This is a genomic window from Nocardioides sp. QY071 (genome assembly GCF_029961765.1).
Taxonomy (GTDB): domain Bacteria; phylum Actinomycetota; class Actinomycetes; order Propionibacteriales; family Nocardioidaceae; genus Nocardioides.
This window is the reverse complement of record NZ_CP124681.1, coordinates 284,953-309,334: the sequence shown is the minus strand read 5'-3', so window position 1 is coordinate 309,334 and position 24,382 is coordinate 284,953. Positions and strand designations below refer to the sequence as shown.

Annotated in this window: 22 protein-coding genes; 9 read left to right on the top strand and 13 right to left on the bottom strand. The window is 71.2% G+C overall.

What is annotated here, in order from left to right; translation table 11 throughout:
* The 9 genes from QI633_RS01460 to QI633_RS01420 form a co-directional block, all read right to left on the bottom strand.
* Nucleotides 1-558 (bottom strand): hypothetical protein, encoded by a 558-nt coding sequence (locus tag QI633_RS01460; protein WP_282427872.1) that lies wholly within the window; start codon nucleotides 556-558, stop codon nucleotides 1-3.
* The gene (locus tag QI633_RS01455) at nucleotides 555-1,262 is read right to left on the bottom strand and encodes an ABC transporter ATP-binding protein (RefSeq protein ID WP_282427871.1); all 708 of its coding nucleotides are present in this window, start codon (nucleotides 1,260-1,262) and stop codon (nucleotides 555-557) included. Before QI633_RS01455 ends, QI633_RS01460 begins: the two co-directional genes overlap by 4 nt.
* Nucleotides 1,255-1,983: an ABC transporter ATP-binding protein gene (locus QI633_RS01450; RefSeq protein WP_282427870.1), complete on the bottom strand. Its 729-nt coding sequence runs from the start codon at nucleotides 1,981-1,983 to the stop codon at nucleotides 1,255-1,257. The genes QI633_RS01455 and QI633_RS01450 overlap by 8 nt, the downstream gene beginning before the upstream one ends.
* Complete coding sequence (locus tag QI633_RS01445) at nucleotides 1,980-2,972, bottom strand: branched-chain amino acid ABC transporter permease (protein ID WP_282427869.1); 993 nt, start codon at nucleotides 2,970-2,972, stop codon at nucleotides 1,980-1,982. The genes QI633_RS01450 and QI633_RS01445 overlap by 4 nt, the downstream gene beginning before the upstream one ends.
* Nucleotides 2,969-3,880: a branched-chain amino acid ABC transporter permease gene (locus QI633_RS01440; protein ID WP_282427868.1), complete on the bottom strand. Its 912-nt coding sequence runs from the start codon at nucleotides 3,878-3,880 to the stop codon at nucleotides 2,969-2,971. Before QI633_RS01440 ends, QI633_RS01445 begins: the two co-directional genes overlap by 4 nt.
* A gap of 75 nt (nucleotides 3,881-3,955) precedes the next feature.
* On the bottom strand, nucleotides 3,956-5,269 hold the full coding sequence (locus QI633_RS01435) for an ABC transporter substrate-binding protein (protein ID WP_282427867.1): 1,314 nt from the start codon (nucleotides 5,267-5,269) through the stop codon (nucleotides 3,956-3,958).
* Nucleotides 5,270-5,294: 25 nt separating this feature from the next.
* Nucleotides 5,295-6,095 (bottom strand): cyclase family protein, encoded by an 801-nt coding sequence (locus QI633_RS01430; protein WP_282427866.1) that lies wholly within the window; start codon nucleotides 6,093-6,095, stop codon nucleotides 5,295-5,297.
* Between the two features lie 30 nt (nucleotides 6,096-6,125).
* Nucleotides 6,126-6,806: a fumarylacetoacetate hydrolase family protein gene (locus QI633_RS01425; RefSeq protein ID WP_282427865.1), complete on the bottom strand. Its 681-nt coding sequence runs from the start codon at nucleotides 6,804-6,806 to the stop codon at nucleotides 6,126-6,128.
* Between the two features lie 179 nt (nucleotides 6,807-6,985).
* Nucleotides 6,986-8,632 carry a helix-turn-helix domain-containing protein gene (locus tag QI633_RS01420; RefSeq protein WP_282427864.1) on the bottom strand — a complete coding sequence of 549 codons (1,647 nt, stop codon included), beginning with the start codon at nucleotides 8,630-8,632 and terminating at the stop codon, nucleotides 6,986-6,988.
* 104 nt (nucleotides 8,633-8,736) lie between these two features.
* Between QI633_RS01420 and QI633_RS01415 the strand changes: the two genes are divergently transcribed.
* Nucleotides 8,737-9,372 carry a TetR/AcrR family transcriptional regulator gene (locus QI633_RS01415; protein ID WP_282427863.1) on the top strand — a complete coding sequence of 212 codons (636 nt, stop codon included), beginning with the start codon at nucleotides 8,737-8,739 and terminating at the stop codon, nucleotides 9,370-9,372.
* Here QI633_RS01415 and proC read toward each other — a convergent pair.
* Nucleotides 9,353-10,180 carry a pyrroline-5-carboxylate reductase gene (gene proC, locus QI633_RS01410; RefSeq protein ID WP_282427862.1) on the bottom strand — a complete coding sequence of 276 codons (828 nt, stop codon included), beginning with the start codon at nucleotides 10,178-10,180 and terminating at the stop codon, nucleotides 9,353-9,355. The genes QI633_RS01415 and proC overlap by 20 nt on opposite strands.
* Nucleotides 10,181-10,210: 30 nt before the next feature.
* Nucleotides 10,211-11,653: an amidase family protein gene (locus tag QI633_RS01405; RefSeq protein ID WP_282427861.1), complete on the bottom strand. Its 1,443-nt coding sequence runs from the start codon at nucleotides 11,651-11,653 to the stop codon at nucleotides 10,211-10,213.
* A 178-nt stretch (nucleotides 11,654-11,831) separates the two neighbouring features.
* Here QI633_RS01405 and QI633_RS01400 point away from each other — a divergent pair, with 178 nt between their 5' ends.
* The 6 genes from QI633_RS01400 to QI633_RS01375 all read left to right on the top strand — a co-directional run bounded on the left by QI633_RS01400 (nucleotide 11,832) and on the right by QI633_RS01375 (nucleotide 18,602).
* Nucleotides 11,832-12,803, top strand: a complete 972-nt coding sequence (locus QI633_RS01400) for a LuxR family transcriptional regulator (RefSeq protein WP_160158377.1) — start codon at nucleotides 11,832-11,834, stop codon at nucleotides 12,801-12,803.
* A gap of 44 nt (nucleotides 12,804-12,847) precedes the next feature.
* Complete coding sequence (locus QI633_RS01395; protein ID WP_282427860.1) at nucleotides 12,848-14,398, top strand: FAD-binding protein; 1,551 nt, start codon at nucleotides 12,848-12,850, stop codon at nucleotides 14,396-14,398.
* Between the two features lie 255 nt (nucleotides 14,399-14,653).
* Complete coding sequence (locus QI633_RS01390; RefSeq protein WP_141800713.1) at nucleotides 14,654-14,917, top strand: hypothetical protein; 264 nt, start codon at nucleotides 14,654-14,656, stop codon at nucleotides 14,915-14,917.
* Entirely contained in the window at nucleotides 14,917-16,440 is a 1,524-nt protein-coding gene (locus QI633_RS01385) for a sodium:solute symporter family protein (protein ID WP_282427859.1), read from the top strand. The genes QI633_RS01390 and QI633_RS01385 overlap by 1 nt, the downstream gene beginning before the upstream one ends.
* Before the next feature lie 28 nt (nucleotides 16,441-16,468).
* Nucleotides 16,469-17,794 (top strand): ArgE/DapE family deacylase, encoded by a 1,326-nt coding sequence (locus QI633_RS01380; RefSeq protein WP_141800714.1) that lies wholly within the window; start codon nucleotides 16,469-16,471, stop codon nucleotides 17,792-17,794.
* Between the two features lie 28 nt (nucleotides 17,795-17,822).
* Entirely contained in the window at nucleotides 17,823-18,602 is a 780-nt protein-coding gene (locus QI633_RS01375; protein ID WP_282427858.1) for an SDR family NAD(P)-dependent oxidoreductase, read from the top strand.
* 25 nt (nucleotides 18,603-18,627) lie between these two features.
* Here the strand turns inward: QI633_RS01375 and QI633_RS01370 are convergent, their stop codons facing one another.
* Nucleotides 18,628-19,632, bottom strand: a complete 1,005-nt coding sequence (locus tag QI633_RS01370; protein WP_141800716.1) for a LuxR C-terminal-related transcriptional regulator — start codon at nucleotides 19,630-19,632, stop codon at nucleotides 18,628-18,630.
* A 72-nt stretch (nucleotides 19,633-19,704) separates the two neighbouring features.
* Complete coding sequence (locus QI633_RS01365) at nucleotides 19,705-21,273, bottom strand: APC family permease (protein WP_141800717.1); 1,569 nt, start codon at nucleotides 21,271-21,273, stop codon at nucleotides 19,705-19,707.
* 218 nt (nucleotides 21,274-21,491) lie between these two features.
* Between QI633_RS01365 and QI633_RS01360 the strand changes: the two genes are divergently transcribed.
* Nucleotides 21,492-22,778, top strand: a complete 1,287-nt coding sequence (locus QI633_RS01360) for an aminotransferase class III-fold pyridoxal phosphate-dependent enzyme (RefSeq protein WP_282427857.1) — start codon at nucleotides 21,492-21,494, stop codon at nucleotides 22,776-22,778.
* A complete protein-coding gene (locus QI633_RS01355) occupies nucleotides 22,778-24,379 on the top strand; it encodes an aldehyde dehydrogenase family protein (protein WP_282427856.1) in 1,602 nt (533 codons plus the stop codon). The genes QI633_RS01360 and QI633_RS01355 overlap by 1 nt, the downstream gene beginning before the upstream one ends.
* Nucleotides 24,380-24,382 lie beyond the last annotated feature (3 nt).

The following is a 24,382-nucleotide window of genomic DNA, read 5'->3' as shown; positions in this document are numbered from 1 at the left end:
TCACCCGCCCTGCGCCGTCGGGTCGGGGATCCTCGCGACGCGCTGCGCGGTGGCCAGCGAGCGGTAATGACCGACCAGCCAGACGACCTCCTGCAGCCGTGGCCAGCCGAGCTCGGCGACGGCCCGCTCGAAGGTGGCGTCGCAGAGGTCGCCGGTACGACACAGCTCGACCGCGACGTCGTGGACGACGGCGCACGGTCCCTCCGCCGGGATGCGCTCCACCCCGGCCGCGCGGAGGAGTGGCTCGTGTCCGGCGCGCATGTAGGGGCTGTCGTCGAGGTCGGCGACGGCGAGGATCGCCACCTCGCGCTCGGCCGGGCTCAGCTGCCCGTCGCGGAAGCTGCTCGCGAGGGCCAGCACCGCGGCCCCCACCACCGGCGACGCGGCCATCAGGTCGAAGGGGCCGGAGAGCCGCCCCTGGGCGTCGACCGGAGAGACGCCCAGCCCGGCGTCCCCCCACCGCTCGGCGACGGTGTCGACGAAGGCGCGCTGCTCGTCGGTGACCGGGCCGGCGCTGGTCCACGGCACCCTGCCGAGGAGCACGTGCGGGGCGCTCACGACTCCCCCAGGTACGCCGTACGGACGCGGTCGGACCGGAGCAGCTCGCTGCCCGCGCCCTCGAGGACCACCGATCCGTCCGCCAGCACGTAGCCATGGTCGGAGAGGCCGAGCGCACGGTGCATGTTCTGCTCGGCCAGGAGCACCGTGACGTCCTGCTGGACGACGGTCTCGATCACCTCGAAGACCTGGGCGACGACGATCGGTGCCAGCCCGAGCGAGGGCTCGTCGAGGATGAGCAGTCGCGGCCGCGACACCAGTGCCCGGCCCAGGGCGACCATCTGCTGCTCGCCGCCGGACATGGTGCCGCACAGCTGCCGCGAACGCTTGCGCAGGATGGGGAACAGGTCGTACGCGAGGTCCAGCCCACCGACGCTGCGCTTGCGGGCGGCGGCGTCGTGCAGCCCGAGACGGAGGTTGTCCTTGACGGACATCTCCTTGAAGAGCCGGCGCCCCTCGGGGACGATCGCCATCCCGAGCCGGGGCCGGTCCGCGGCCGAGCGGCGCGTGATGTCCTCGCCGTCGAGCGTGATCGTCCCCGACGTCACCGGCTGCATGCCCATGAGCGCCTTGACGAGCGTGCTCTTGCCGGCGCCGTTGGCGCCGATCAGGGAGACCGTGGCGCCGGCGCTGACGGAGAGGTCGACTCCCCGCAGCGCGGCCGCCTCGCCGTAGTTGACCACCAGGTCCTTGACCTCAAGCATCGACCGGACCTCCCAGGTAGGCCTCGACCACGCGCGCGTCGTCGAGCACGTCGGCCGGTAGTCCGTCGGCCAGGTTCCGGCCCTGGTTGAGGACGTACATCCGGTCGGCGAGGGTCGAGACGGCTCGCACGTTGTGCTCGATGTAGATCACGGACATCCCCCGCTCGCGCAGGGACGCGATCAGGTCCATGCCGAGGGCGGCCTCGCTCGGGTTGAGCCCGCCGAGGACCTCGTCGAGCAGGATCAGCTGAGGGTCCAGCGCGATCGCGCGGGCGATCTCGAGGAACTTCCGCTCGTGCAGGGTCAGCTTCCCGACCTGGCTGCCGGCGTGGTCCGCCAGGCCGACCATGCTCAGCACCTCGCGCGCCCGGGCCAGGGCCGCGGTGCGGCCCATCGAGTCACGCCCGAACATGCAGCCGGTCGCGACGTTCTCCTCGACGGTGAACGAGGCCAGGGGGCGGGGCACCTGGAAGGTGCGCGAGATCCCGGCGTGGGCACGTCGGTGCGGCGTTGACCGGGTGATGTCGCGTCCGGTGAACTCGATCGTGCCGGCGGTGACCGGCAGCGAGCCGGCGATCGTGCTCAGCAGGGTGGTCTTGCCCGACCCGTTGGGGCCGACCAGTCCCACGATCTCGCCCTGCCGGACCTCGAGGTCGACCTCGGCGAGGGCGGTGACGCCACCGAACCTCTTCGTGACGCCCGTGCAGCGCAGCAGGCTCATCGGTGCACACCTCCAGTGGCGGGCGCCTTGCGGCGCAGCAGGTTGGGGATCGATCCGGAGATGCCGTGGGGCAGCAGCGCGATCACCAGGACGAAGACGGCGCCCAGGATGATCTGCGACAGCTCGGGCGAGCCGATGTCGAGGAGCAGCTCACGGACCACGACCACCGAGGCGGCGCCGACGAGCGGCCCCCACCAGCGGGTGATGCCGCCCAGGATCGTCATCATGATGACCAGCAGCGGGATGTTCAGGGTGAACACCGCGCCCACCTCGACGTACCCCAGGAAGATCGCCTGGGGAGCACCGGCGAGACCGGCGAGACCGGCGCTGGCGGCGAAGGTCCAGACCTTGTAGCGGTAGGTCGGTACGCCGAGGGACTCCGCCACCGCCTCGTCGTCGCGGATCGAGCGGAGCGCGGCACCCCATCGCGAGCTCGCGGCGACGAGGCCGACGAGCGCCGTCCCCGCGGCGATGAGCGTCCCGACGATGAACAGGTGGCCGGTCGACGACCCGATCCAGGAGCCGACGGCCTGCTCCCGGACGAAGACGCCGGTGCCGCCGTCGAGGAAGGCGAGGTTGGACACGACGGTGATCACGATGAACGCCATGGCCAGCGTGATCAGGCCGAACAGGTCGCCGGCGAACCGAGGTGAGGAGAAGACCGCGAGGCCGACCACGACGGCGAGCACCGCGGCCGACAGGCCGGCGGCCACGAGCGCCACCACGAACGGGGCGTCGCTGTGCCGGAGCACGGCCGCCGTCGCGTAGGTGCCGATGCCGAAGAACACGCCGTGCCCGAAGCTGGCGTAGCCGGAGTTGCCGGAGAACAGGCTCCAGCTCAGCGCGAGCGCGATCCAGGTGACGAACTGGAACCCGAAGGCGATCACGTAGTCGGACCCGAGGGTCGGGACCAGCGCGACGGCGAGCAGGGTGCATGCCACGATCGCGCCGACGTTGCCGGCGAGGGCGCGGTCCACACGCGCGTTCATGCGAGCCTCCTGGCGGTCATCGACTCGCGAACGAGGCGCAGTGCCGGCTGTGCGGCGAGGAAGAGGAAGAGGACGCCGAAGGCGACGGCCGGCGACCACTGCGGCGGGAACCACAGGGACCAGGCGTTCTGGATCATCATCACCGCGACGGCGGCGAGCAGCGCGCCGACGGGGCGTCCGAGGCCACCGAGCATGGTGGCGACCACGACGACGCCGATCCACTGCAACGGGAGCGAGGGACTCAGCGGCATCCGCAGGGCGACGACCATCCCGGCCACCGCGGCGGTCGCGGCGGCCAGACCCGAGACCGCGAGCGTCAGCGGCACGACCCGGACACCCAGGGTCTGGGCGATCTCGCCGTCCTGGCGCATGGCCTGGACCGCGCGACCCGAGCGGGTGCGGCCCAGGGCGAAGGCGGAGACGCCGACCATCAGTACGGCACACACAAGGGCGAGCAGGTCGACCGGCTGGATCGCCAGCTGGGGAAGCGGCTCGGGCAGCCGGATGCTGGTGGTGAAGCTGTCGGCGAGCATCGGGCGCAGGTTGAGCAGGTCCGGACTCCAGATCATCGAGACCGCGCTCTCCGTCACGATGAACAGCGCGAAGGTGATGAGCAGTGACGTGAACGCCTCGGCCCTGAGGACCAGGAAGATCCACTGGAGGACGACGCCGATGACGAAGAAGACCGGGACCGTCACGACGAGGGTGAGGAACGGGTCCCAGAGCTGCTCCGAGACCAGGCTGTAGGTGACATAGGCACCCAGCAGGGTGAGGGAGAGGTGGAAGAAGTCGGCCACCCCCAGGTGGCCCCACTTCACGCTGAGGCCCAGGGCGATGCTCCCGAACAGGCACCCCAGCAGGGCGCCGTTCAGCAGCGTCTGGGCCAACGCGAGCGACGAAACGGACATGACGGTCTCCAGGTCAGGCCAGGGGTGGCCCCGAGCCGGGGCTCGGGACCACCACCGCGGCGCCGATGGTCAGGGCTAGTAGGCGATCTCGGCGCCGGCGACGTCCTTGGGCCACACGAGCACCCGCTTGCCGTCCTGGATCTGCGCGACCCGGGTGAAGTCGGTGCCGTAGTTGTTGAAGCCGTCGAAGTTCACCGTGCCGACGATCGTGTCGACGTCGTGCGCGTTCAGCCACTCGATCACGGCCTTGTTGTCGACGCCGGCCTCGTTGATACCGGTGAGCAGGATCTGCCAGGCCGCGAAGCCGGCCGCGGCCTGCGTCTCCACGAGCGGGAAGACCTTCTCCTCGTCGGCGATCTTGCTGAACTCCTTGGCGAAGTACCTCGCCACGTCGGTGTCGCCCAGCGGCGGGTGGTTCTCGTAGATCGACGAGAGCATGAGCCCGTCCGCCTTGTCCCCCAGGCCCTGCACCGCTGCCGGCGCCGGCAGGGCGACGTAGATGCCCTTCGGGGTGTACCCGATGGCGTCGAACGCCTGGTACAGGTTGGTGATGTCGGCACCGAGGCCGCCGACGTACACGAGGTCGGGATCGGCGTTCTGGATGCGGATCGCGATCGAGCTGAAGTCGGTCGTGCCCAGGTCGTACTCGACGTCGCCCGACGTCTTCGCGCCCGCCGCCTCGAGGGCGGGCTCGGCGGCAGCGGTGTAGCTGAGCGTCGTGGGGAACTTCGCCGTGGCGTAGAAGACGGACTTCGGCGGGTTCCCGCTGGACTTCAGGGCGTCGACGAAGGTCTCGGCACCGGCGTCGAACATCTTCGTCGGGTCGTCGACACCGCCACCGATCTGCCACGACGGGAAGTGGTTCTCGCCGATGAGCTTGTCCGGGGCGCCGTTGGTGGCGGTGGGGTACGCGTATCCGGCCCGGGTGACCGGTCCTGCGCCGGCGAGCGCCGCGGCGCCGCCGTACGGACCCATCACGAAGTCGACCTTGTCGCCGATCAGCCGCTCGTAGTTGGAGGTGACGGTGCCGGGCGTCGACTGGTCGTCGAGGACCTTCCACTCCAGCGGCCGCCCGTCGATGCCGCCGCACTCGTTGACCCAGTCGACGACGAGGTCGGCGACGGCGTTGTGCAGGGTCGCGGTCGGCGCGAGCGGACCGGTGAGGCTCAGCGAGCCACCCACGACGATCGGGTCGCCACTCGGCTCGGTGTCGGGCGTGCACTCCATGCCGGCGATCGGCGAGACGATCTCGGCGTCGGGGAGGTCGGCGACCGGGTCGCTCTTCTTGTCCTCGTCCTTGACCACGCCGCCGCAGGCGGAGAGCAGCAGAGCGGCGCAGGCGCCGACCGCAACGCCCCGCATCGCGGGCTTCTTCGAGAGGGTGAACATCGATGTCTCCTGGTTCCGCTGGTGCTCAGCTGTCGAGGAAGGCGACGACCCGGCAGGGCGACGCGCTGGTCTTGGGGAGCTTGATGGGGAAGAACCCGACGGTGAACCCGGTCGCAGGCAGCGCCGTGAGGTTGTCGAGCTGCTGGATGATGAAGGCCTCCTTGTCGGCGATGGCGAAGTGGCCGTCCCACAGCTCCTTGGGGTCGCCGCTCGCCTCGTAGGCCGCCTTCATCACCGGGAACGGCCGGTCCCAGGCCATCGCGTCGGTGCCGAGGATCGTGGCGCCGAGGCCCGTCAGGTACCGGGTGCCGTCACCGCTCATGCCCGGGTAGTTGAAGAACTCCGGGTCTGCGGGCGTGTAGCGCTCCTGACCGGTGCGCAGCAGCAGCGCGTCGCCCTGCTGCACCTCGCGGCCGGTCGCGGCGATCGCCTTCTCCAGCGCCTCGACCGGGAGCGCCTCGCCCGGCCGTGCCCACTCGCGCACGTCGAGGACCATGCCGGGGCGGTAGAGCTCGGACAGGTCGATGTCGCTGATGGTGCGGGCCTTCTTGCCCTCGATCAGGCTGCCGCTGTGCAGCGGCGCGTCGACGTGGGTCCCGCAGTGGGTGTTCATCTCGGTGAGCCAGTCCTCCCCCCAGCCCTCGCCGTTGGGGAGCTCGTGGCCCTCGCAGCCGAAGATGTCGGTCATCCGGTCCCGGCCGCGGTCGCTGGGGTGGAGGTACTCGATCTTCGGCGCGAGGACGGTCTCGAGCGCCTTGTAGGCCTCGGGCACCAGCTCGCGGTTGGCCGGGTCGAGCGTGCGGGAGAGGTCGATGAGCCTGGTCATGGTGCTGCCTTTCGGTGGTGGGCGGACGGACTACAGCCGGATGCGGTTGCGGAGGAGGCCGAGGCCGGCCACCTCGATCTCGACCTCGTCGCCGTCGCGGAGCGGCCGGGCGTCGGGCTCCGCGGGGGTCGGCAGGTCGAGTACGACGAGAGCGCCGGGCTGGTGGGGACGCGTGACGTCGAGACGGCGTTCGAGCTCGTCGAGGACGCCGGGGACGGCGGTCCGGCAGCGGGTGACGCCGTTGACCCGGACCGCGAGCCGGACCGCGGGCTCGAGCGCCGGGCCGAGCTCGTCGGCGGTCACGAGCACCGGGCCCTGCGCCCCTCCGACGATGGTGGCGCCGAAGAGGCGCGCGCCGGGGCCGACGCCCACGACGCCGCCGATGCCGACCCTGAGGTCACCGTCGGCCGCCGGAGCGACGGGTGCACCGGGGCCGGCGGCGACGACGGTCGCGGGGCGGCCGTGGACCCGCGGCGGGACGGCCAGCGGCGCGAGGAGCGTGACGTCCTCGACGTCGTGGGCCGCATCGGTCGGGTGCGACTCGGCGAGGTCGCGGACGTCGGCCAGTGCGGCCGGCCCGGCGAGCACCAGGTCCAGCATGGTGCGGAACCGCGGATCACCGGCGGAGGCCCGGCCGAGGCTCACGACGACGGTCCCGTCGACGACGCCCACGTGCGTCGTGCCCTTCACGGAGAAGCTGGCGAGCCTCATGGTGATCCGGCCTCCTTCCTGGTCGCTCCCGGCGCGGTGTGACCACCTTCACGGCGCGTGACGGCCGTCACCTAGAGCGCCGCCCGACAGAAACCGGACCGCCGGATGTCACGGCGTGACAGCGCCGAGCGAGGCTCGCTGAGCTCCCCGTGGAGCCGGTTGCGGCCGCCCCGGCGCCGTCAACCGGTGTGGCCCAGCGCCTCGCTGAGCGCGTGCATCCGCAGCGCGGTCTCCAGCCGGAAGCGGTCGTCGACGTCGCGCATGTCGACGCCGAGGGTCGCCTCGATCCGGGCGATCCGGTTCCGCACGGTGTTGTAGTGGATGTGCAGCGCCGCCGCCGTGTCGGGCAGGTGCCGGTCGTAGGAGAGGTAGGCGCGCAGGGTGGGCAGGAAGTCGGTGCCGCGCTGCGCGTCCAGGTCGAGCAGCGGGCCGAGGACGTCGCGCACGGTGGTCCGCAGGTGCGCCGGCGGCAGGCTCGCCATCCCGAGGATCCCGAGCTCGTGGGCGGTGACGACGGGGCCCTCGACGTCGCCGCGGATCATCAGCTCGCAGGCGGCCCGGCCCTCGTCGTACGACGTCGAGTAGTCGATCAGCTCGGCGCACCCGCGCCCGAGGCCGGCGATCCAGGAGCCCTCGGCGCGGGCCACGACGGATCGCAGCTGCTCGCGCACCTCACGACTCGTCCGACCGGACGGACCGATGATCGCGACCAGCCGGTTCGCCCGGCGCACGGTCACGACGGCGGGGAAGGCGCTGCGCAGGTGCCGCTCGAGGCGCTCGGGACGGACCAGGTCGTCGGGGTGGTCGCGCAGGCCGGCCACGACGACCTGCGCACCGGGATGCGCACCGACCCCCATCAGGGCCATCCGTTCGCGGAAGGCGTCCGGGTCGCTCACCCGTCCACCGAGCAGGTCGTCGAACAGGCCGCCCTGCAGCCGCTGCGTGGTCCGCTCACGCTCGCTCACGCGCAGGAACTGGAGCCGGAACAGCCCGAGGCACAGGTCGATGAACGCCCGCGCGTGCTCGTCGGGCTCCCTGGTGTGGACGACCACGACCGTGAGGTCGTCGCAGTCGGGCAGCACGGTGCGGCCGACGACGCGCGCATTGCCGTCGCCGAGCTCTCCCGAGGCACGCACCAGCGTCCCGTCGGCCTGCCGCAGCTCGACCCGTCCCCCCACCTCCCGGGCCAGCAGGTCCAGCGCGGGGCCCGGGTCCGCCTGGTGGGTGAGACTGCCGGCGAGGCGCGCAGCCGTCTCCATGTTGTCCCGGGCGAGCTCCGAACGGTGTTCCGCGCGGTCGGCCAGCCGCTGCCGGCGACCGTCCACGTCCAGCTGTCGCAGCCGGACGCCGAGGTCGTGGGCGATCTGCTCGAGCATCTCCTGCTCGGCCTCCGTCCACGGATACGGATTCCGGTGCGCGGCGTACAGGACGCCGAGCGTGTTCTCCGCGAGCAGGATCGGCACGATGAGGGTCGCCTGGATCCCCTCGTTGTCGATCAGCCGCTTCATCAACGGCACTCGCCGCGAGTCGTGGCGGTAGTCGCGACTCATCTGCGGCCGGCGATCGAGCGCGACCCGGCCGCCGATGCCCTCCCCGACCTTGAGCCGCCAGGCCGCCGCCATCTCGGTGGACTCCACCCCGTGGTGGGCACCCATGACGAGGTAGTCGCCCTCGACGAGCCCCGCCCAAGAGACGGGGCACGCGATCGACCGCGCCACATGGTCCGTCGCGATCTGCAGTGCCTGGGTGACGTCCTTGGCGGCCAGCAGCCTGCGCAGGTAGGGCTCGGCGGACACGACCGGCGGCGACATTGCTTCCAGGGTCACGGCACGACTCCCTAAGGTGCATTCACATCCAAGTTTGTACCCGAGTCCAAGTTCTGGCAGCGTACGCTGCGACCACCTCGTCTGTCATCCAGGAAGCGAGAGCGATGGCCGCGCACACCCGCTCCTCGACGGCGGCCGCTCCCGCCGAGACCGCTCGCGCCCGCCGGCGCGGCCAGCGGCGCGACCGGGTCTTCGACGCCGCCGTCGAGCTCTTCGTCGAGGAGGGCTACGAGGCGACCACGATGGACGCGATCGCGGCCCGCGCGGACGTCGCGCGCACGTCGGTGTTCAACTACTTCGAGCGCAAGTCCGCATTCCTCGACGAGTGGTCGGCGCGGCGCCGGGCGCGCGCCTTCCACGCCCTTCCCACGAACGCGACCTCAGGCTCCCTGCGCGAGGAGCTGGTCGCGATCATGCAGGAGCTCGCCGCCATCAGCGGCGGGTCCCGACGCGAGACCACCGCGCTCATCGGGGCGGCCGTGGTCGCGCTCGACCTCCTCGACGACCACCCGCTGACCCACGAGTTCACCGACGTCCTCGAGCGACGCCGCGCCGAGCTGCGCCCGGGCGTCGAGCCGGCACTCGTCGGCATGACCATGGCCACCGGGTACTTCGCGATCCTGCGGTCCTGGATCGGTCCAGGGCGGCCACCGTTCGAGCTGCGGGAGCGTCTGGTCGACCTGGTCGACCTGCTCCTCGGCGGAGCCGCGCCCCCCGCCGCTACCCCAGCTCGTGGGTGATCTCCTTCGCCCGCGCCTCCGCGGCCGCCGTGCCCGCGGCCACGACGTCGCGCATCCCGCGCTCCTCGAACGCCGCGATCGCCCGCTCTGTGCTGCCGTTCGGGCTGCTGACCGCGCGCCGCAGCGCGGCCGGATCGGCGTCCGGGTCGTCGAGCAGCCGGCCCGCCCCGGCGACGGTGTGGGCAGCGAGGGTGCGGGCCAGGTCGGCGGGCAGGCCGAGCCGCTCCCCCGCCCCGGCCATCGCCTCGGCCAGGTAGAACACGTACGCCGGCCCCGACCCGCTCACCGCACCCACGGCGTCGATCTGGTCCTCGTCGACCTCGACCACGAGCCCGACGGTGGCGAAGACGTCCTTGGCCGCCTGCAGGTGGGGCGGTGTGGCGTGGGCGCCGGCGACGAGCGCCGTGACGCCGTACCCCACCCGGGCGGGGGTGTTCGGCATCGACCGGACCACCGGCTGTCCGGCGGGCAGGACCGCCTCGATGTTCGCCAGCGGTACGGCGCCCGCCACGCTCACCACCACCGTGTCCGGCGCCAGCACCGGCGCGATCTCGGCCGCCACCTCCCGGACCAGGCCCGGCTTCACCCCGAGCACGACGATCCCGGCCCCGGTCGCCGCACGGACGTTGGCGTCGGTGTCCTCGGTGGCGGTCGCGGTGACCCCGTAGGTGTCGGCGAGCCAGGCCGCGCGGGCCGTCGTACGGACGGTCGCGCGGACCTGGCCCGCCGGGAAGCCGCTCCTCAGGAGCCCGGCCATGATGGCCTCGCTCATCGAGCCGCAGCCGAGGAACGCGATCGTCGTGCTCATGGCGCGATCATGCCAAGGCGCACTCCACCGTCAGCGAGCGGCGGCTAACGTGCCCACGTGGAGGCCGGGACGGCGGCCACTCCACGGCATGGCCTCCTCGAGCTGCGCGGCGACCCGGATGAGCAGCGCCTCCGAGTTCGAGTCCCCGGCCAGCTGGACGCCGATCGGCAGGCCCTGCGAGGACTGGCCGAGCGGCAGGCTGATCGCAGGTGCGCCGTTCTGGTTGAAGGGCGAGGTGAACGAGCAGGCGTCGAAGATTCGCGTGGTCCACTCCGCGGCCGTGAGGTCGGCGTTCGCGTCGAGCTGCCCGAGGGGAAGCGCAGGGGTGTTCATCGTGGGCGTCAGCAGCAGGTCGTGGTCGCCGAAGAACCGGCCGATGCTGCGGGACAGCGCGTTGGCCCGGTCGAGGGCCGTGCAGACGTCGAGCCCGGTGAGCGTCCGACCGTGCCGGACGCACGCCCAGGACGTGCGCTCGAGGTTGTCCGGACCCGCCGTGCGCCCGGTCATGGCCTCGATCCCGGCGACAGCGTGTGCGAGGAAGGCGGTCCAGAGCACGAGGTTGGTCTCGAGCAGCACGTCCCAGTCGATCACCGGGGTCGCCCGGTCGACGTGGTGCCCCGCTGCCTCGAGGGTCGCCGCGACCTCCTCGACCACCTGCGCGACCTCGGGGTCGACCCAGCTGCCGGCCCACGACTCCGTGTGGACGGCGATCCGCAGCCGGCCCGGGTTCGCGCCGACCTCCTCGGCCCACGGCCGCTCCGGCGGCGCGACCACGAACGGGTCGCCCGGGCAGGCCCCGGCCACGGCGTCGAGAAGTGCGGCGGTGTCACGCACGGTGCGGGTCACGGCCAGCTCGCAGCCCATCCCGAACAGCGCGTCGCCCGAGTCCGGTCCGACGGAGACCCTGCCGCGTCCGGGCTTGAGGCCGACCAGGCCGTTGCAGGCGGCGGGGATCCGGATCGAGCCACCGCCGTCGTTCGCGTGCGCCACCGGCACCGCACCGGCGGCGACCAGTGCCGCCGAGCCGCCGCTGGACCCGCCGGCACTGTGCGCCGTGTTCCAAGGGTTCCGGGTGGGGCCGTAGGCGAGCGCCTCGGAGCTGCCGTTGAAGCCCAGCTCCGGCGTGGTGGTGACCGCCAGCGTCGCGAGGCCGGCGGCGCGGAAGCGCTCCATCAAGAAGGTGTCCGCCGGCGGCGCGATGCCATCGCCGAGAAGCCGGGTGCCCATCCGGGTCGGCACTCCCCGGGCGTGGATGACGAGGTCCTTGATCGCGAACGGGACACCGCCGAGCACGCCGTCGGCGGCGTGGTCGAGGGGCTTCTCGAACGGGCCGACGCAGACGGCGTTCAGCTCGGAGACGGCGTTGATGGCCTCGGCGGCCAGCGTCGCCACCTCCTCCGCGGTGACGTCGCCGGCAGCGATGACAGCGGCCAGGGCGGTGGCGTCGAGGTCGGCGTACTCATCGATTCTCATCGGGCATTCCTTCGGTCACGGGAGGTGGTCGGCACGTCGAGGCGACCCTTCTCCCGACCCTAGGAACTCGTGACGTGGCGCACATCGGCGCAAAAGCCGATACGCCCGCGGCGGGGGGCCTCCCTTGACACCGACCGGGCCGGCGCCGAAAACTTCGTACCCGAACGAGAGGTTGTCCATGACCGCTGACCTGCAGTGGTGGCCCCGGCTCGCCGCCGACGTCCGCGCGGCCGGTCGCGGCGATCTCGCCGTCCAGGAACCACTCCTCGAGATGCGCGACCGACTCGGCTTCGACTGCGCGGCGCTCGTCGCCCACCACCGGCCGGTGGTCAACCTCAGCTATCCCAGCGAGGCCTTCGACTACCTCGCGTCGACCTACAGCCGGACCTGCCCGGTCCACCAGCACATCGTCCGGCGTGGTGTGCCGATGCGCTTCGTCGACGTGCCGTTCGACCTGCACGAGACGCGCACCTACCAGGACGTCATCGCGCCCAACCGCTTCCGCGAGGGCGTGACTCTGCCCCTGCCGGACGGCGGCTTCGTCGCCCTGAGCTCGACGCACGCCCGGCCGCTGGACGAGCGTTCCCTGATGGCGCTGGCGATGCTGGCGTACGACCTCGCCGCGCTGGCCGACCCCGGCGCCGACGACCGACGCGCGGACCTGGTGCTGGCGGTGGCGCGCGACCAGGTGGAGGTCCGCGCCGGCAGTCTCGACGAATCGCCGCTGAGCCCCGGCGACCTCCGCCTCACCGCGCGCCTGAGCGCGACGCGCCCCCAGGGTCTGCGCTTCGCGCACCGCGCCGTCGACGGCACGTGGTGGTGGGTCCACGGCGTACGCCGTCCGCGGGTCGCTGTCGTCCGGTTGGGCCGCGCCTCCGTGTTCGGCGACCTGACCAGCCGCGAGCTCGACGTCGTCGGCCTGGTCGCGCGGGGCTGGTCGAACGAGCAGGTCTCCCGAGCGCTGGGCATCGCGGTGCGCACGGTGCGCAGCCACGTCGAGTCCGCGATGGGCAAGCTCGGCTGCGCCAACCGCACCGCCCTGGCCCGCTCGGCCGTCGAGAACGACCTCGACTCGATCGACGCGCTGCGGGTGGCCTCGGCGTTCCCGCTGGCCGGGAGGTCCCCTGACGGATCCGGTCCGCGCTCCTAGCGTCGCCGGAGCCGCAAGGGCGTCCGCGAGGAGAGGAAACGGAAATGGACTGGGCCGAGGAGTACGACGTACTGGTAGCCGGATCAGGCGCCGGCGGGGTGATCGGCGCCTACACCGCCGCTCGCGAGGGACTGAGCGTCCTGCTGGTCGAGGCCAGTGACAAGTTCGGCGGCACCACCGCCTATTCCGGTGGGGGCGGGGCCTGGTTCCCCGTGAACCCGGTGCTGCAACGGGCGGGCACCGACGACACGGTCGAGGACGCGCTCACCTACTACCGCGCGGTCGTCGGCGACCGGACGCCCTCGGAGCTGCAGGAGACCTACATCCGCGGCGGGGCCGGACTGATCGAGTACCTCGAGCAGGACGATCACTTCTCGTTCGAGCCGTTCCCGTGGCCGGACTACTTCGGCAAGGCGCCCAAGGCCCGCAACGACGGCCAGCGCCACATCATCCCGACCCCGCTGCCGGTCAGCGCGGCTCCCGAGCTGCGCACCCTGGTCCGCGGCCCGCTCGACAACGACCGCTACGGCACGCCGCAGCCCGAGGACCTGTTCATCGGCGGCCGCGCCCTGGTGGCCCGCGCCCTGACGGCGCTCGCGAGGTACGACCACGCCGCCACCGTGCGGGAGACCGCGCTGGTCGATCTCGTCGTCGAGGACGGCGCCGTGGTCGGCGCGATCGTCGAGCACGACGGCGAGCGCCGCGCGATCCGCGCGCGCCGCGGCGTCGTCATGGCGGCCGGCGGCTTCGAGTCCAACGACGAGCTGCGCCAGAAGTACGGGGTTCCCGGCGTCGCCCGCGACACCATGGGCCCACCCACCAACACCGGCCTCGCGCACCAGGCGGGCATCGCCGTGGGCGCGGACACCGACCTGATGGGCGAGGCGTGGTGGTCCCCCGGCCTGACCCACCCCGACGGCCGCTCCGCGTTCGCGCTGTGGTTCACCGGCGGCATCTTCGTGGACCAGTCAGGCCGGCGGTTCGTCAACGAGTCCGCCCCCTACGACCGCCTCGGCCGCGACGTGATCGCCCGCCTCGACGCCGGCGAGATGACGCTCCCGTTCTGGATGGTCTACGACGACCGCGACGGCGTCGTACCGCCGGTGAAGGCGTCCAACGTCTCCATCACCGACCCCGAGAAGTACGTCGAGGCGGGGCTGTGGCACACGGCGGACACCCTCGAGGAGCTCGCCGAGAAGATCGGCGTTCCGGCCGATGCGCTGGTCGCGACCGTCGCGCGCTTCAACGAGCTCGCAGCGTCGGGCGTCGACGAGGACTTCGACCGCGGCGGCGAGGCCTACGACCGCTTCTTCTTCGGCGGCGGCTCCCCGCTGGTGCCCGTCGAGCAGGGCCCCTTCCATGCCGCGGCGTTCGGCATCTCCGACCTCGGCACCAAGGGCGGCCTGCGGACCGACACCGCCGCCCGGGTCCTCGACGCCGACGACCGACCGATCCCTGGCCTGTACGCCGCCGGCAACACGATGGCGGCCCCGAGCGGCACGGTCTATCCCGGTGGCGGCAACCCGATCGGCGCGAGCATGCTGTTCAGCCACCTCGCGGTCCGGGACCTGGCCGCCGCGGGGTCCGCCGAGTAGACCGAGCAGGGCACCGAGAGCGCAGCCGGACGGGAACTCCGTCCGGCTGCTCCTCATCTTGCGGACACTGATGCCGCTTTTGGTCCGACCACGGACGTCGGTCCGTCGGCCGGGTTTCCCGCGCTCGGGCATCCGTCAACTGACGGATGCCCGAGCCCACAGGGTCCCCCAGATCGGGCACCTGACCCGATACCGGCTGTGACCGGGCGCACATAGTTTCGGGTCATCTCGGTCAGACCGAACCCTGGAGGACCCATGACAAGCGCCATCCGTGCGATGTCGTCACGGACCAAGATGACGATCTTCTGGCTGCTCTTCGGCAGCAGCATCCTGCTCGCCGTGTTCCCGCCGCTGTACCTGGCGGGCAGTGGCGTCGACACCCCCATCCTCGGCGTGCCGTTCAGCGTCGCCTACTGGATCTTCGACGCCCTCCTCGCCACGGGCGCGGTGTGGCTGCTCTGGATCTTCGAGAACATCCGCGGCGAGGTGGGCGAGGAGCCCGAGGAGGTGGCTGCCTGATGTCCACGATGACCGGTTCGATGGCCGTGACGCTCGGCATGCTGACGGCGTTCTTCGCCCTCATCGTCTTCGTGCTCTACGCGACCAACCGCAGCGCCAAGTCGTTCTCCGACTACGCCGTGGGCGGGCGCTCCTTCAGCAGCTGGTACATCGCGATGTCCTACACCAACTCCTGGTGGCCGGGCGCGACGTACACCGCCTTCTTCGGCCTCAGCGTCGGCGCCGGCGTCCTCGGGTTCTATGCCCTCGCCTACTCACTCCTCGGCGTCACGGCGATGTACCTGATGGCCGAGCGGGCTTGGCTGTGGGGCAAGCGCTACGACCTGAAGACCCAACCCGACATGCTCGGCCTGCGCTTCCAGTCGCAGGCGGTGCGCGTGATCGCCAGCGCGATCGGCGTCGTGTGCCTGTTCCCGTGGATCGTCCTCGGCATGCAGGCGATGGGCCTGATCTTCCGCTTCGCCAGCTTCGGTCAGTGGTCGGTGACCACCTGCCTGGTCGTCGGTGTCGGGGTGATCGCGGTCCGGCAGATCTGGACCGTCCAGATGGGCATGCGCGGCCTGGTCATCACCGACCTGGTGCAGGGCATCGTGGCCTACGGTCTCGCCGCCCTGGTCTGTCTCGGCATCCTGTTCGGTCCTGCGGACTCGGCCGGCTTCAGCGCCATCGGCGACCTCCCGAAGGCGCTGCTGCACGTCCCGGGCGACGGCGGGACCTACGGCCCCTGGTACCTCTTCTCGCTCATCGTCACCGGCGTGATCGGCTCGCTGTGCTGGCCGACCAGCTACCAGCGCATCTACACCGCCAAGGGCGTGCGCAGCGTCAAGAAGGGCACGCTGCAGACGATGGTCGTCGCCGGCGGCTTCTACCTGATGCTCACCCTGGTCGCGCTCGCCGCCGCGTCGATGACCGACATCGCCGCCGCCCCGCAGGACGGTTGGTTCACGCTGCTCTACGACCGTGGTGGCCAGTGGCTCCTCGGCATGGCGCTCGTCGTCGTCCTGGCCGCGAGCATGGGCTGGATCGACGGCTGCGTCCAGGTCTGCGGCGCGCAGATCGCCAACGACATCGTGCACGTCATCTCCCCACGCACCGACTTCCAGCTGAAGGTCGTCGCGAAGGGCTCGATGGTCGTCTACATGCTCGCTTCGGCGATCGTCGCCTACATCGCGTTCGACTACCCACGGCTCCAGCTGTTGGCCCAGATGTCCTACCAGGGCATCGTGCAGCTCGCGGTGCCGATGTTCCTCGGCATGTTCTGGAAGCGCGGCACCAAGGTCGCAGCGCTCGCCTCGATGTGCACCGGCTTCGTGGTCGCAGCCGTGCTCACCTGGAAGTTCCCCGACGACATGCCCGGGCTCGGCAGCCTCACCAGCGGCGTCCTCGCCCTCGCGATCAACCTCGTCGTGTACGTCGTGCTCGCCTACCTGCTCCCGCACGCCGAGCAGGAGCGTCGCCGGATCGACGAGCTCTTCGAGGCCGGGAAGTCGCGGCCCGAGCCGTCCCTGTCCGCCACCCACTGATCCCGACCCACCCGAACGGAGCTGTGCCATGACATCCCAGGAGACCCACGACCGCGTGCTGGCGGCGGTGGACGCCCTCAAGGACGACCTCGTCTCCACCCTGTCCGAGGTCATCTCGATCCCGAGCGTGAACCCCAAGTACCCCGGCCAGGTGTACGACGAGGTGGTCGGCCTGGAGGGCCGCGTGTCCCGCCTGGTCGGCGAGATCTACGAGGACGCCGGTGCCGACGTCGAGTACTGGGCGGTGGAGAAGGGCCGCGACAACGCGGTCGGCACCCTGAAGGGAACCGGCGGCGGACGGTCCCTGATCTTCAACGGCCACGTGGACGTCGTACCGCCCGGCAACCCGGACCGCTGGACGTCCGGCGACCCCTTCTCCGGCAAGGTCGACGGCGACCGGGTCTGGGGCCGCGGCGCCAGCGACATGAAGGCCGGCCTGGTGGCGCAGGCGTTCGCCGTCAAGGCTCTGCAGCGGGCCGGCGTCACCCTCGGCGGCGACCTGATCGTCGAGGCGGTCGTCGGCGAGGAGGTGATGGACCACGAGTGCGGCGTGACGTCGACGATCGAGCGTGGCTACCGCGCCGACGCTGCCGTCGTCGCGGAGCCGAGCGGCCCGACCAACCTCGGCGTCATCCCGGTGACGCCCGGCCTGCTCTGGTTCTCGGTGACGGTGCAGGGCAAGGCGACGCACTCCTCGATGCGCGGCCAGACGATCCGCGCCGGCGGCGGTGGCAGCGCCGTCGGGGTCAACGCGATCGACAAGGGGATGCTCGTCTTCCAGGCGATGCAGCGCCTCGAGGAGGAGTGGGCTTTCACGAAGACCCACCCGCTCTTCGCTCCCGGTCACTTCACCATCCACCCGGGCGTCGTCCAGGGCGGTCCGCACGGCGTCCTGGTGCCGTTCATCCTGTCCGAGTACATGACCATCGAGTACTGCATCTGGTACCCGCCCCAGGACGACCCGGAGACCGTGAAGGCAGAGGTCGAGGCCCAGATCCGCGCGATCGCGCAGACCGACGGCTGGCTGCGCGAGCACCCGCCGGTCGTGGACTGGAAGCTGAACTGGCCGGCCAACGATCCCGGCGAGGCGGCGACCGCGATCACCGGTGCCGTGGCGGCCGCGCACGAGCGCGTCTCCGGCATGACGGCCTACCAGGGACCGCCGCCGGTCGCCGGGTTCTGTGCGGTCGAGGACTGCTCGTTCCTCACGGCCGCCGGGATCCCGGCGATCAGCTACGGCCCGGGCGACCTGCGCGTCGCGCATGCCGACGACGAGTACTGCCTCATCGACGAGGTCCACCTCGCGGCCCGGACCTACGCCTCGCTCGCCCTCGACTGGTGCGGCGCCGAGTGACCACCCTCTCCACCGAAAGGACCCGATCATGATCGACCTCACCGACAAGGTGGCCGTCGTCACCGGAGCCTCCTCCGGCATCGGCCGCGCCATCGCCACCACCCTCGCCAAGGTCGGCGCGCACGTCGTCGTCGCCGACCTGACCGAGGACGCCCGCGAGGGCGGCGATCCCACGGCCGCCGTCATCGTCGCGGCCGGCGGCTCCGCCGAGTTCGTCAAGCTCGACGTCACCGCCAGCGCGCATGTCGCCTCGGTCTTCGCCGATCTCGACCAGCGCCTCGGCGGCCTCGACATCCTCGTCAACAACGCCGGGGTCCTGCGCGAGGGCAGCGTGCACGAGACCGACGACGAGACCTGGCGGACCCAGTTCCTCGTCAACGTCGACGGCACCTTCCACTGCACCCGCGAGATGGTTCGTGGGCTGCTGGCGCGCAAGAGCCCCGGCAAGATCGTCAACATCAGCTCGATCAGCGGCTTCCGGGGCAATCCCGGCTTCGCCGCGTACTGCGCCACCAAGGGCGCGATCGTCAACTTCACCCGCCAGGTCGCGCTCGACTATGCCGCGCACGGCATCAACGTCAACGCCGTCGCGCCCGGCTTCGTCACCACCCACATGACGGCGCTCTACGACCAGGCGACGCACGATGCGCTCGCCGCGCAGACGCCGCGCGGACGCTGGGCGAGCCCGCAGGACGTCGCCAACGCCGTGCTGTTCCTGGCGAGCCCGCTCGCGGACCACGTGGTCGGCGACAACCTGCTGGTCGACGGCGGCTGGACGATCGGCACGCCGGTCGAGCTCGGCGCCTGACCTCACGAACCGGGCGACAGGAGCCTCAGGTGCGCACGAGCAAGGGGGTGGTGGGCGGCAGCGGCACGATCTCCTCCGCCACCGCCTTGCTCGCCGCGGCGACCCGCGTCGCGCAGCCGAGCTTGGCGAGGATGTGCTCCACGTGGGTCGCGACGGTGCGCGGGCTGAGCGACAGCGCGAGCCCGATGTCGGGGTTGCCGAGGCCCGTCGCGACGAGGGTGAGGACCTGCACCTCCCTCGGCGAGAGCCGGTACGGCGCCGCGGCCTCGCGCAGCGTCACCAGGACGCCCGCGGCCAACCGGGTCCTCCGCACCTCGTGGCAACGACCGGTCGGGGAGACCCACGCGAATCCGTGCACGGCCCCCTCGGCGCTGGCCAGCAGCTCGGCCGCCAGGGGCGAGTCGTCGGCCAGCCACTTGTCCCGGCGCAGGCCGGGCAGGGTGACCAGGCGCCGGTCGGCGGTCATCAGCGCCGCCTCGCCGGCCTCCTCGAGCAGGTCGGTCCAGGTGTGTCCCACCGGCGGGCGCATGGCGTCCATGACCGGCGCGATCACCCGCTGCAGCGCGATCAGCGTCTCGACGGCCGAGTCGCTGATCGGCAGTGGCGAGTCGGAGCTCAGGTGAAGTGCCCCGGTGTAGCGCCCGTCGCGCGTGAAGAGACAGGTCGTCGACCCCTCGGCGAAGCCACCGGGGATGAACACCTCGTGGGCGCTGAACATGTTGCGGTAGTTGGGGATGTCGCACCACCGCAGCGGTCGCGGGTTGCGGAACCGCATCGTGAGGAAGGCCGGGTCCTCGTTGACGAAGCCGTCGTTGAGGTAGCTGAGCACCGGGTCGCTGTAACCGACCTCGGCGACCGTGAAGTGCCGGCCTTCGACCGGGTCGAAGGTGGACAGGGCCGCAGCTTCGAGCGGGATGGCCTCCCCGATCCGCTGGAGGACGGCGGCCGCCCGGTCGGCGGCGGGCGTGGGCTCGACGCAGATGGCAGCCACGTCGGCCACCAGGTCGAGCGGCGAAGGACGACTGCTCATCGGGACCCCCAGCTGGCGTTCCCTGAAGCGTACGCCCTCCGCCGCTCCCCCGGCACGACGCAGGCGGACGTCTCAGTCCGCACGTTCCTGGGTGTCTTCGAGGACGACGCGGCCGATCGTGTCGTACCGCTCGGGCGCGAACTTCTTGGCCCACAGGGCGAAGCCGAGGCCGGAGAGTCCGACCAGACCGACGAGCCAGGGCGAGAGCTTGAAGATGACGTCGCTGGCCGCGGCACCTGCCGCGAAGCCGGCGTTCTCCATCAACAGCCAGATGACGTAGACCATGCCGATGCCGCCGATGAGCGGAGCGAGGAAGGTCCGGAACAGGTTGGCCGTCTCGGGGTGCTTGCCCTGCACGTGGAAGTAGGCGATGCAGGAGAAGGCGGCCAGTGCCTGGACGATGAGGATCGCCGTGGTCCCGAGGATGGCCATGAGCGCGTAGAGCTGGCCGTAGGGGTCGCGGTCGGTCACGTAGAACCCCACGACGATCAGCGTGGCGACAGTGGTCTGCGCGAAGCCGGCGATGTACGGCGAGCCGTGGACCGGGTGGGCAGCGCCGAGCGTCCTGCCGAAGCCGGGGACGAGGTCCTCGCGGCCGATCGCGTAGATGTAGCGCGACGCGCAGTTGTGGAACGCCATGCCGCAGGCGAACGAGCCGCTCATCAGCAGGAACTCGAAGACGACGACCGCCCAGTGGCCGAGGTGCTGCTCGACGGGACCGAAGAAGATCTGGCCGGCGGTCGCGCTGTCCTGGGCGAGGGCGACGGCGTTGTCCGGGCCGGTGCCGACGATCGCGGACCACGACACGATGACGTAGAAGATGCCGATGCCGAGCACCGAGAGCATGGTCGCGAGCGGGATGATCCTCTTCGGGTTGCGCGACTCCTCGCCGTACATGGCGGTGGACTCGAAGCCGACCCACGACCAGAACGCGAAGAACAGGCCGATGCCCGCGGTCCCGGCGACCGCGAGCGTGGCGCCGGTGTCCGGGTGGAGGACGGAGCCGTCGAGGCCGGAGAAGGCGTTGACCGGGTTGAGCGAGCCCAGGGACCACCCCTGGGGGCCACCGCCGGAGACGACGATCGAGATCGTCATTGCGGCGAGCATGACGATCTCGGTCACGAGGAAGCCGCCGAGCACGACGGCCGTGAGGTTGATGTCGTAGTAGGTCAGCACCGCGTTCACGCCGAGCATCAGCAGCGCGTAGCAGACCCACGAGATGTCGAGCGAGGTGTGTGTCGAGAAGAAGCTCGCGGCGAAGAACGAGAAGATGCCGACGAGCGAGGCCTCGAAGACGACATAGGCCAGCGTGGTCAACGCCCCGGCGCCCATGCCCACCACCCGGCCCAGGCCGTGCGAGATGAAGCCGTAGAAGGCTCCGGTCGACACGATGTGCTTGGCCATCGCGGAGTAGCCGAGGGCGAAGAGCCCCAGGACGATCGTGGCGACGAGGTAGCCGGCGGGCGCGTTCGCGCCGCTGCCGAAGCCGATCGCGATCGGGACGTTGCCGACCATCGCGGTGATCGGCGCAGCGGTGGCCACCGCCATGAACATGACCCCGAACAGGCCGACGGCGTTCGGCTTCAGCCGCTGGACCCCCGTCTCGGCCTCGGACGCGGTACGCGTCTCCTCTGCAGACATGCGGACTCTCTCTCCCGTGCCTCGCAGCACGTCCCGTTGTGTCCTGGCTCACACCAGACCTCGGCATGCTGGCACTACCGAACAGACCAAATCAAGGTTTTAGGTCAGACAATTTTGCTTGGGTCCAGACCATTGACTTTTTCGGTCTGACCAAACAGGCTTCTCGACACAAGGCTTCCGGTGGCCACGGACGTGGCCGCCGACACCAAGGGATGGCGATGCACGACTACGACGCGTTCAGCTTCGACTCGAAGGCAGAGATGCTCGAGAAGTCGGCGCACTACTGGAACCCGGACAAGACGAGGTTCTGGTCCGACAGCGGGATCGACCTGGTGATCGACCGCCGCGAGGGCTACCTGCTCTGGGACATGGACGGCCGGCGACTGATCGACGTCCACCTCAACGGCGGCACCTACAACCTCGGCCACCGCAACCCCGAGGTGGTCGCCGCGGTGAAGCGCGCGATGGACCGGTTCGACATCGGCAACCACCACTTCCCGTCGCTGGGACGGACCGCGCTCGCCGAGGCACTGGTCGAGTCGGCCCCCGCGAACCTGACCAAGGTCGCCTACGCGTCGGGCGGCGGCGAGGCGATCGACATCGCCCTCAAGAGCGCCCGTCACGCCATGCAGAAGCGCAAGATCGTCTCGATCGTGAAGGCCTACCACGGCCACACCGGTCTGGCGGTCGCCACGGGCGACGACCGCTTCTCCAAGCTCTTCCTCGCCGACCGGCCCGAGGAGTTCCCCCAGGTCCCGTTCAACGACCTCGAGGCCATGGAGCAGGCGCTCAAGGGCCACGACGTCGCCGCGGTGATCATGGAGACGATCCCGGCGACGTACGGCTTCCCGCTCCCCCAGCCCGGCTACCTCGAAGCGGTCAAGAAGCTCTGCGAGAAGTACGACGCGCTCTACATCGCCGACGAGGTGCAGACCGGCCTGATGCGCACCGGTGAGCTCTGGGGCATCACCAAGCACGGCATCGAGCCCGACATCCTGGTCAGCGGCAAGGGCCTGTCCGGCGGCATCTACCCCATCGCCGCCGTGCTCCTCAGCGAGCGGGCCGGCGCGTGGCTGCGCGAGGACGGATTCGGCCACATCTCCACCTTCGGAGGCGCCGAGCTCGGCTGTGTCGCCGCGCTGAAGACGCTGGAGATCAGCCGCCGACCCGAGGTCCGCTCGATGGTCCACTACATCGCGGACCTCGTCGGCACCGGCCTGCGCCAGGTGCAGGCCCAGTATCCCGACTGGTTCGTCGGGATCCGTCAGAACGGCGTCGTGCTCGGGCTCGAGTTCGCGCACCCCGAGGGCGCGAAGTACGTCATGCGCGAGCTCTACGCGCTGGGCGTGTGGGCGATCTTCTCCACCCTCGACCCGCGGGTCCTGCAGTACAAGCCCGGGATCCTGATGACGCCCGACCTCGTCGAGGAGCTCCTCGACCGCACCGCGCTGGCGATCGGCCGCGCGGCCGCCGACCCCGCAGTCTCCCGCCGGAGGGCAAGCTGATGGCCGACCAGCCGACCGGACCCGTGAGCGCACCCGCGCAGGCCGGGCACATGCTCGAACGCGCCCGCTGGGCCGCGCGCGCGTTCGCGTCGTACTCGCAGGGCGACGTCGACCGGATCGTGCGCGCCGTGTCGGACGTGGCGTACGCGAGCGCCCAGAAGTACGCCGAGTGGGCCGTCAAGGAGACCGGCTTCGGCGTCGTCGAGCACAAGGTCCGCAAGAACCAGGCCTGCTCGCGCGGCCTGCTCGACACCTATGCCGGCCAGGACTTCGTCACTCCCCGGGTCCGCGTCGACGACAAGATCGTCGAGGTGCCGCGGCCGGCCGGCGTCGTGCTGGCGCTCACGCCGTCGACGAACCCCGTCGCGACAGTGTTCTTCAAGGTGATCCTCGCGCTGATGACGCGCAACGCTGTCGTGGTCAGCCCGCACCCGATGGCGAAGGAGTGCTGCCACGACGCGGCACAGCTCCTCGCGCGGGCAGCGGTCGAGGCCGGTGCGCCGGACGGGATCGTCCAGAGCGTCGCGGAGCCGACGATCCCTCTCGTCGAGTCGCTCATGGGCGACCAGCGCACCAACGTCATCCTCGCGACCGGCGGGACCGGCGTGGTCCGCGCCGCCTACGGCTCCGGCAACCCCGCCATCGGGGTCGGTCCGGGCAACGTCCCCGTCCTGGTGGACGCCTCGGCCGACGTCCGCGCCGCCGCCCAGCGCCTGGTCGAGAGCAAGGCCTTCGACAACTCGGTGCTCTGCACCAACGAGTCGGTGCTCGTGGTCGAGCAGGCCGTCGCGGACAGACTGGTCCGCGAGATGGAGCGGGCCGGGGCGGCAGTGCTCGGCCCCGACGACGCCCAGCGGCTGCGCGACTACATGTTCCCCTACGGCCGGCTCAACGTGGACGTCGTCGGCAAGGACGCGTCGTGGATCGCGCAGCAGGCCGGGATCCGGGTCGGGCCGCGCACGAAGGTCCTCGTCGCGCCGTTCGAGGTGGCCGTGCCGGAGGAGCCGCTCACCCACGAGAAGCTGTCGCCGGTGCTCGGGATGATCCGGGTGCCCGACGCGGTCACCGGCATCGCCACCGCCCGCGCGATCGTGCGGATCGCCGGCGCCGGCCACAGTGCGGCGATCCACTCCTCCGACCCCGCCACGGTGATGCGGTACGCCGCCGAGGTGCCCGTGCTGCGCGTGTCGGTCAACGTCGGCAACAGCACGGGCAGCAGTGGGCTCGACACGAACCTCGCGCCGACCATGACGATCGGCACCGGCTTCGTCGGTCGCAGCGCCCTCGGCGAGAACCTCCAGCCGAAGCACCTCGTGAACTGGACCCGGATCGCCTACAACAGCGACCCCGCCGAGGCGATGCCGGCGTACGGCGGCCTGAGCCCCTGGCGTGACCACCACGATCCGGTGCCGGCGTACCCGCTGGCGTCGAACGACGACCGGGGTCTCGACGGGCTCAACCAGCGGGGCGCCCACGTCGACGCGCTGGTCGACCGGATCGGCGCCCGCACCGGCGGTGCCACGTCGGGCGACGACGCGGCCTTCCGCGAGCAGGTACGGCGCCTCGTCGTCGAAGAACTCTCCCACCTCATCAAGGGCTGACCC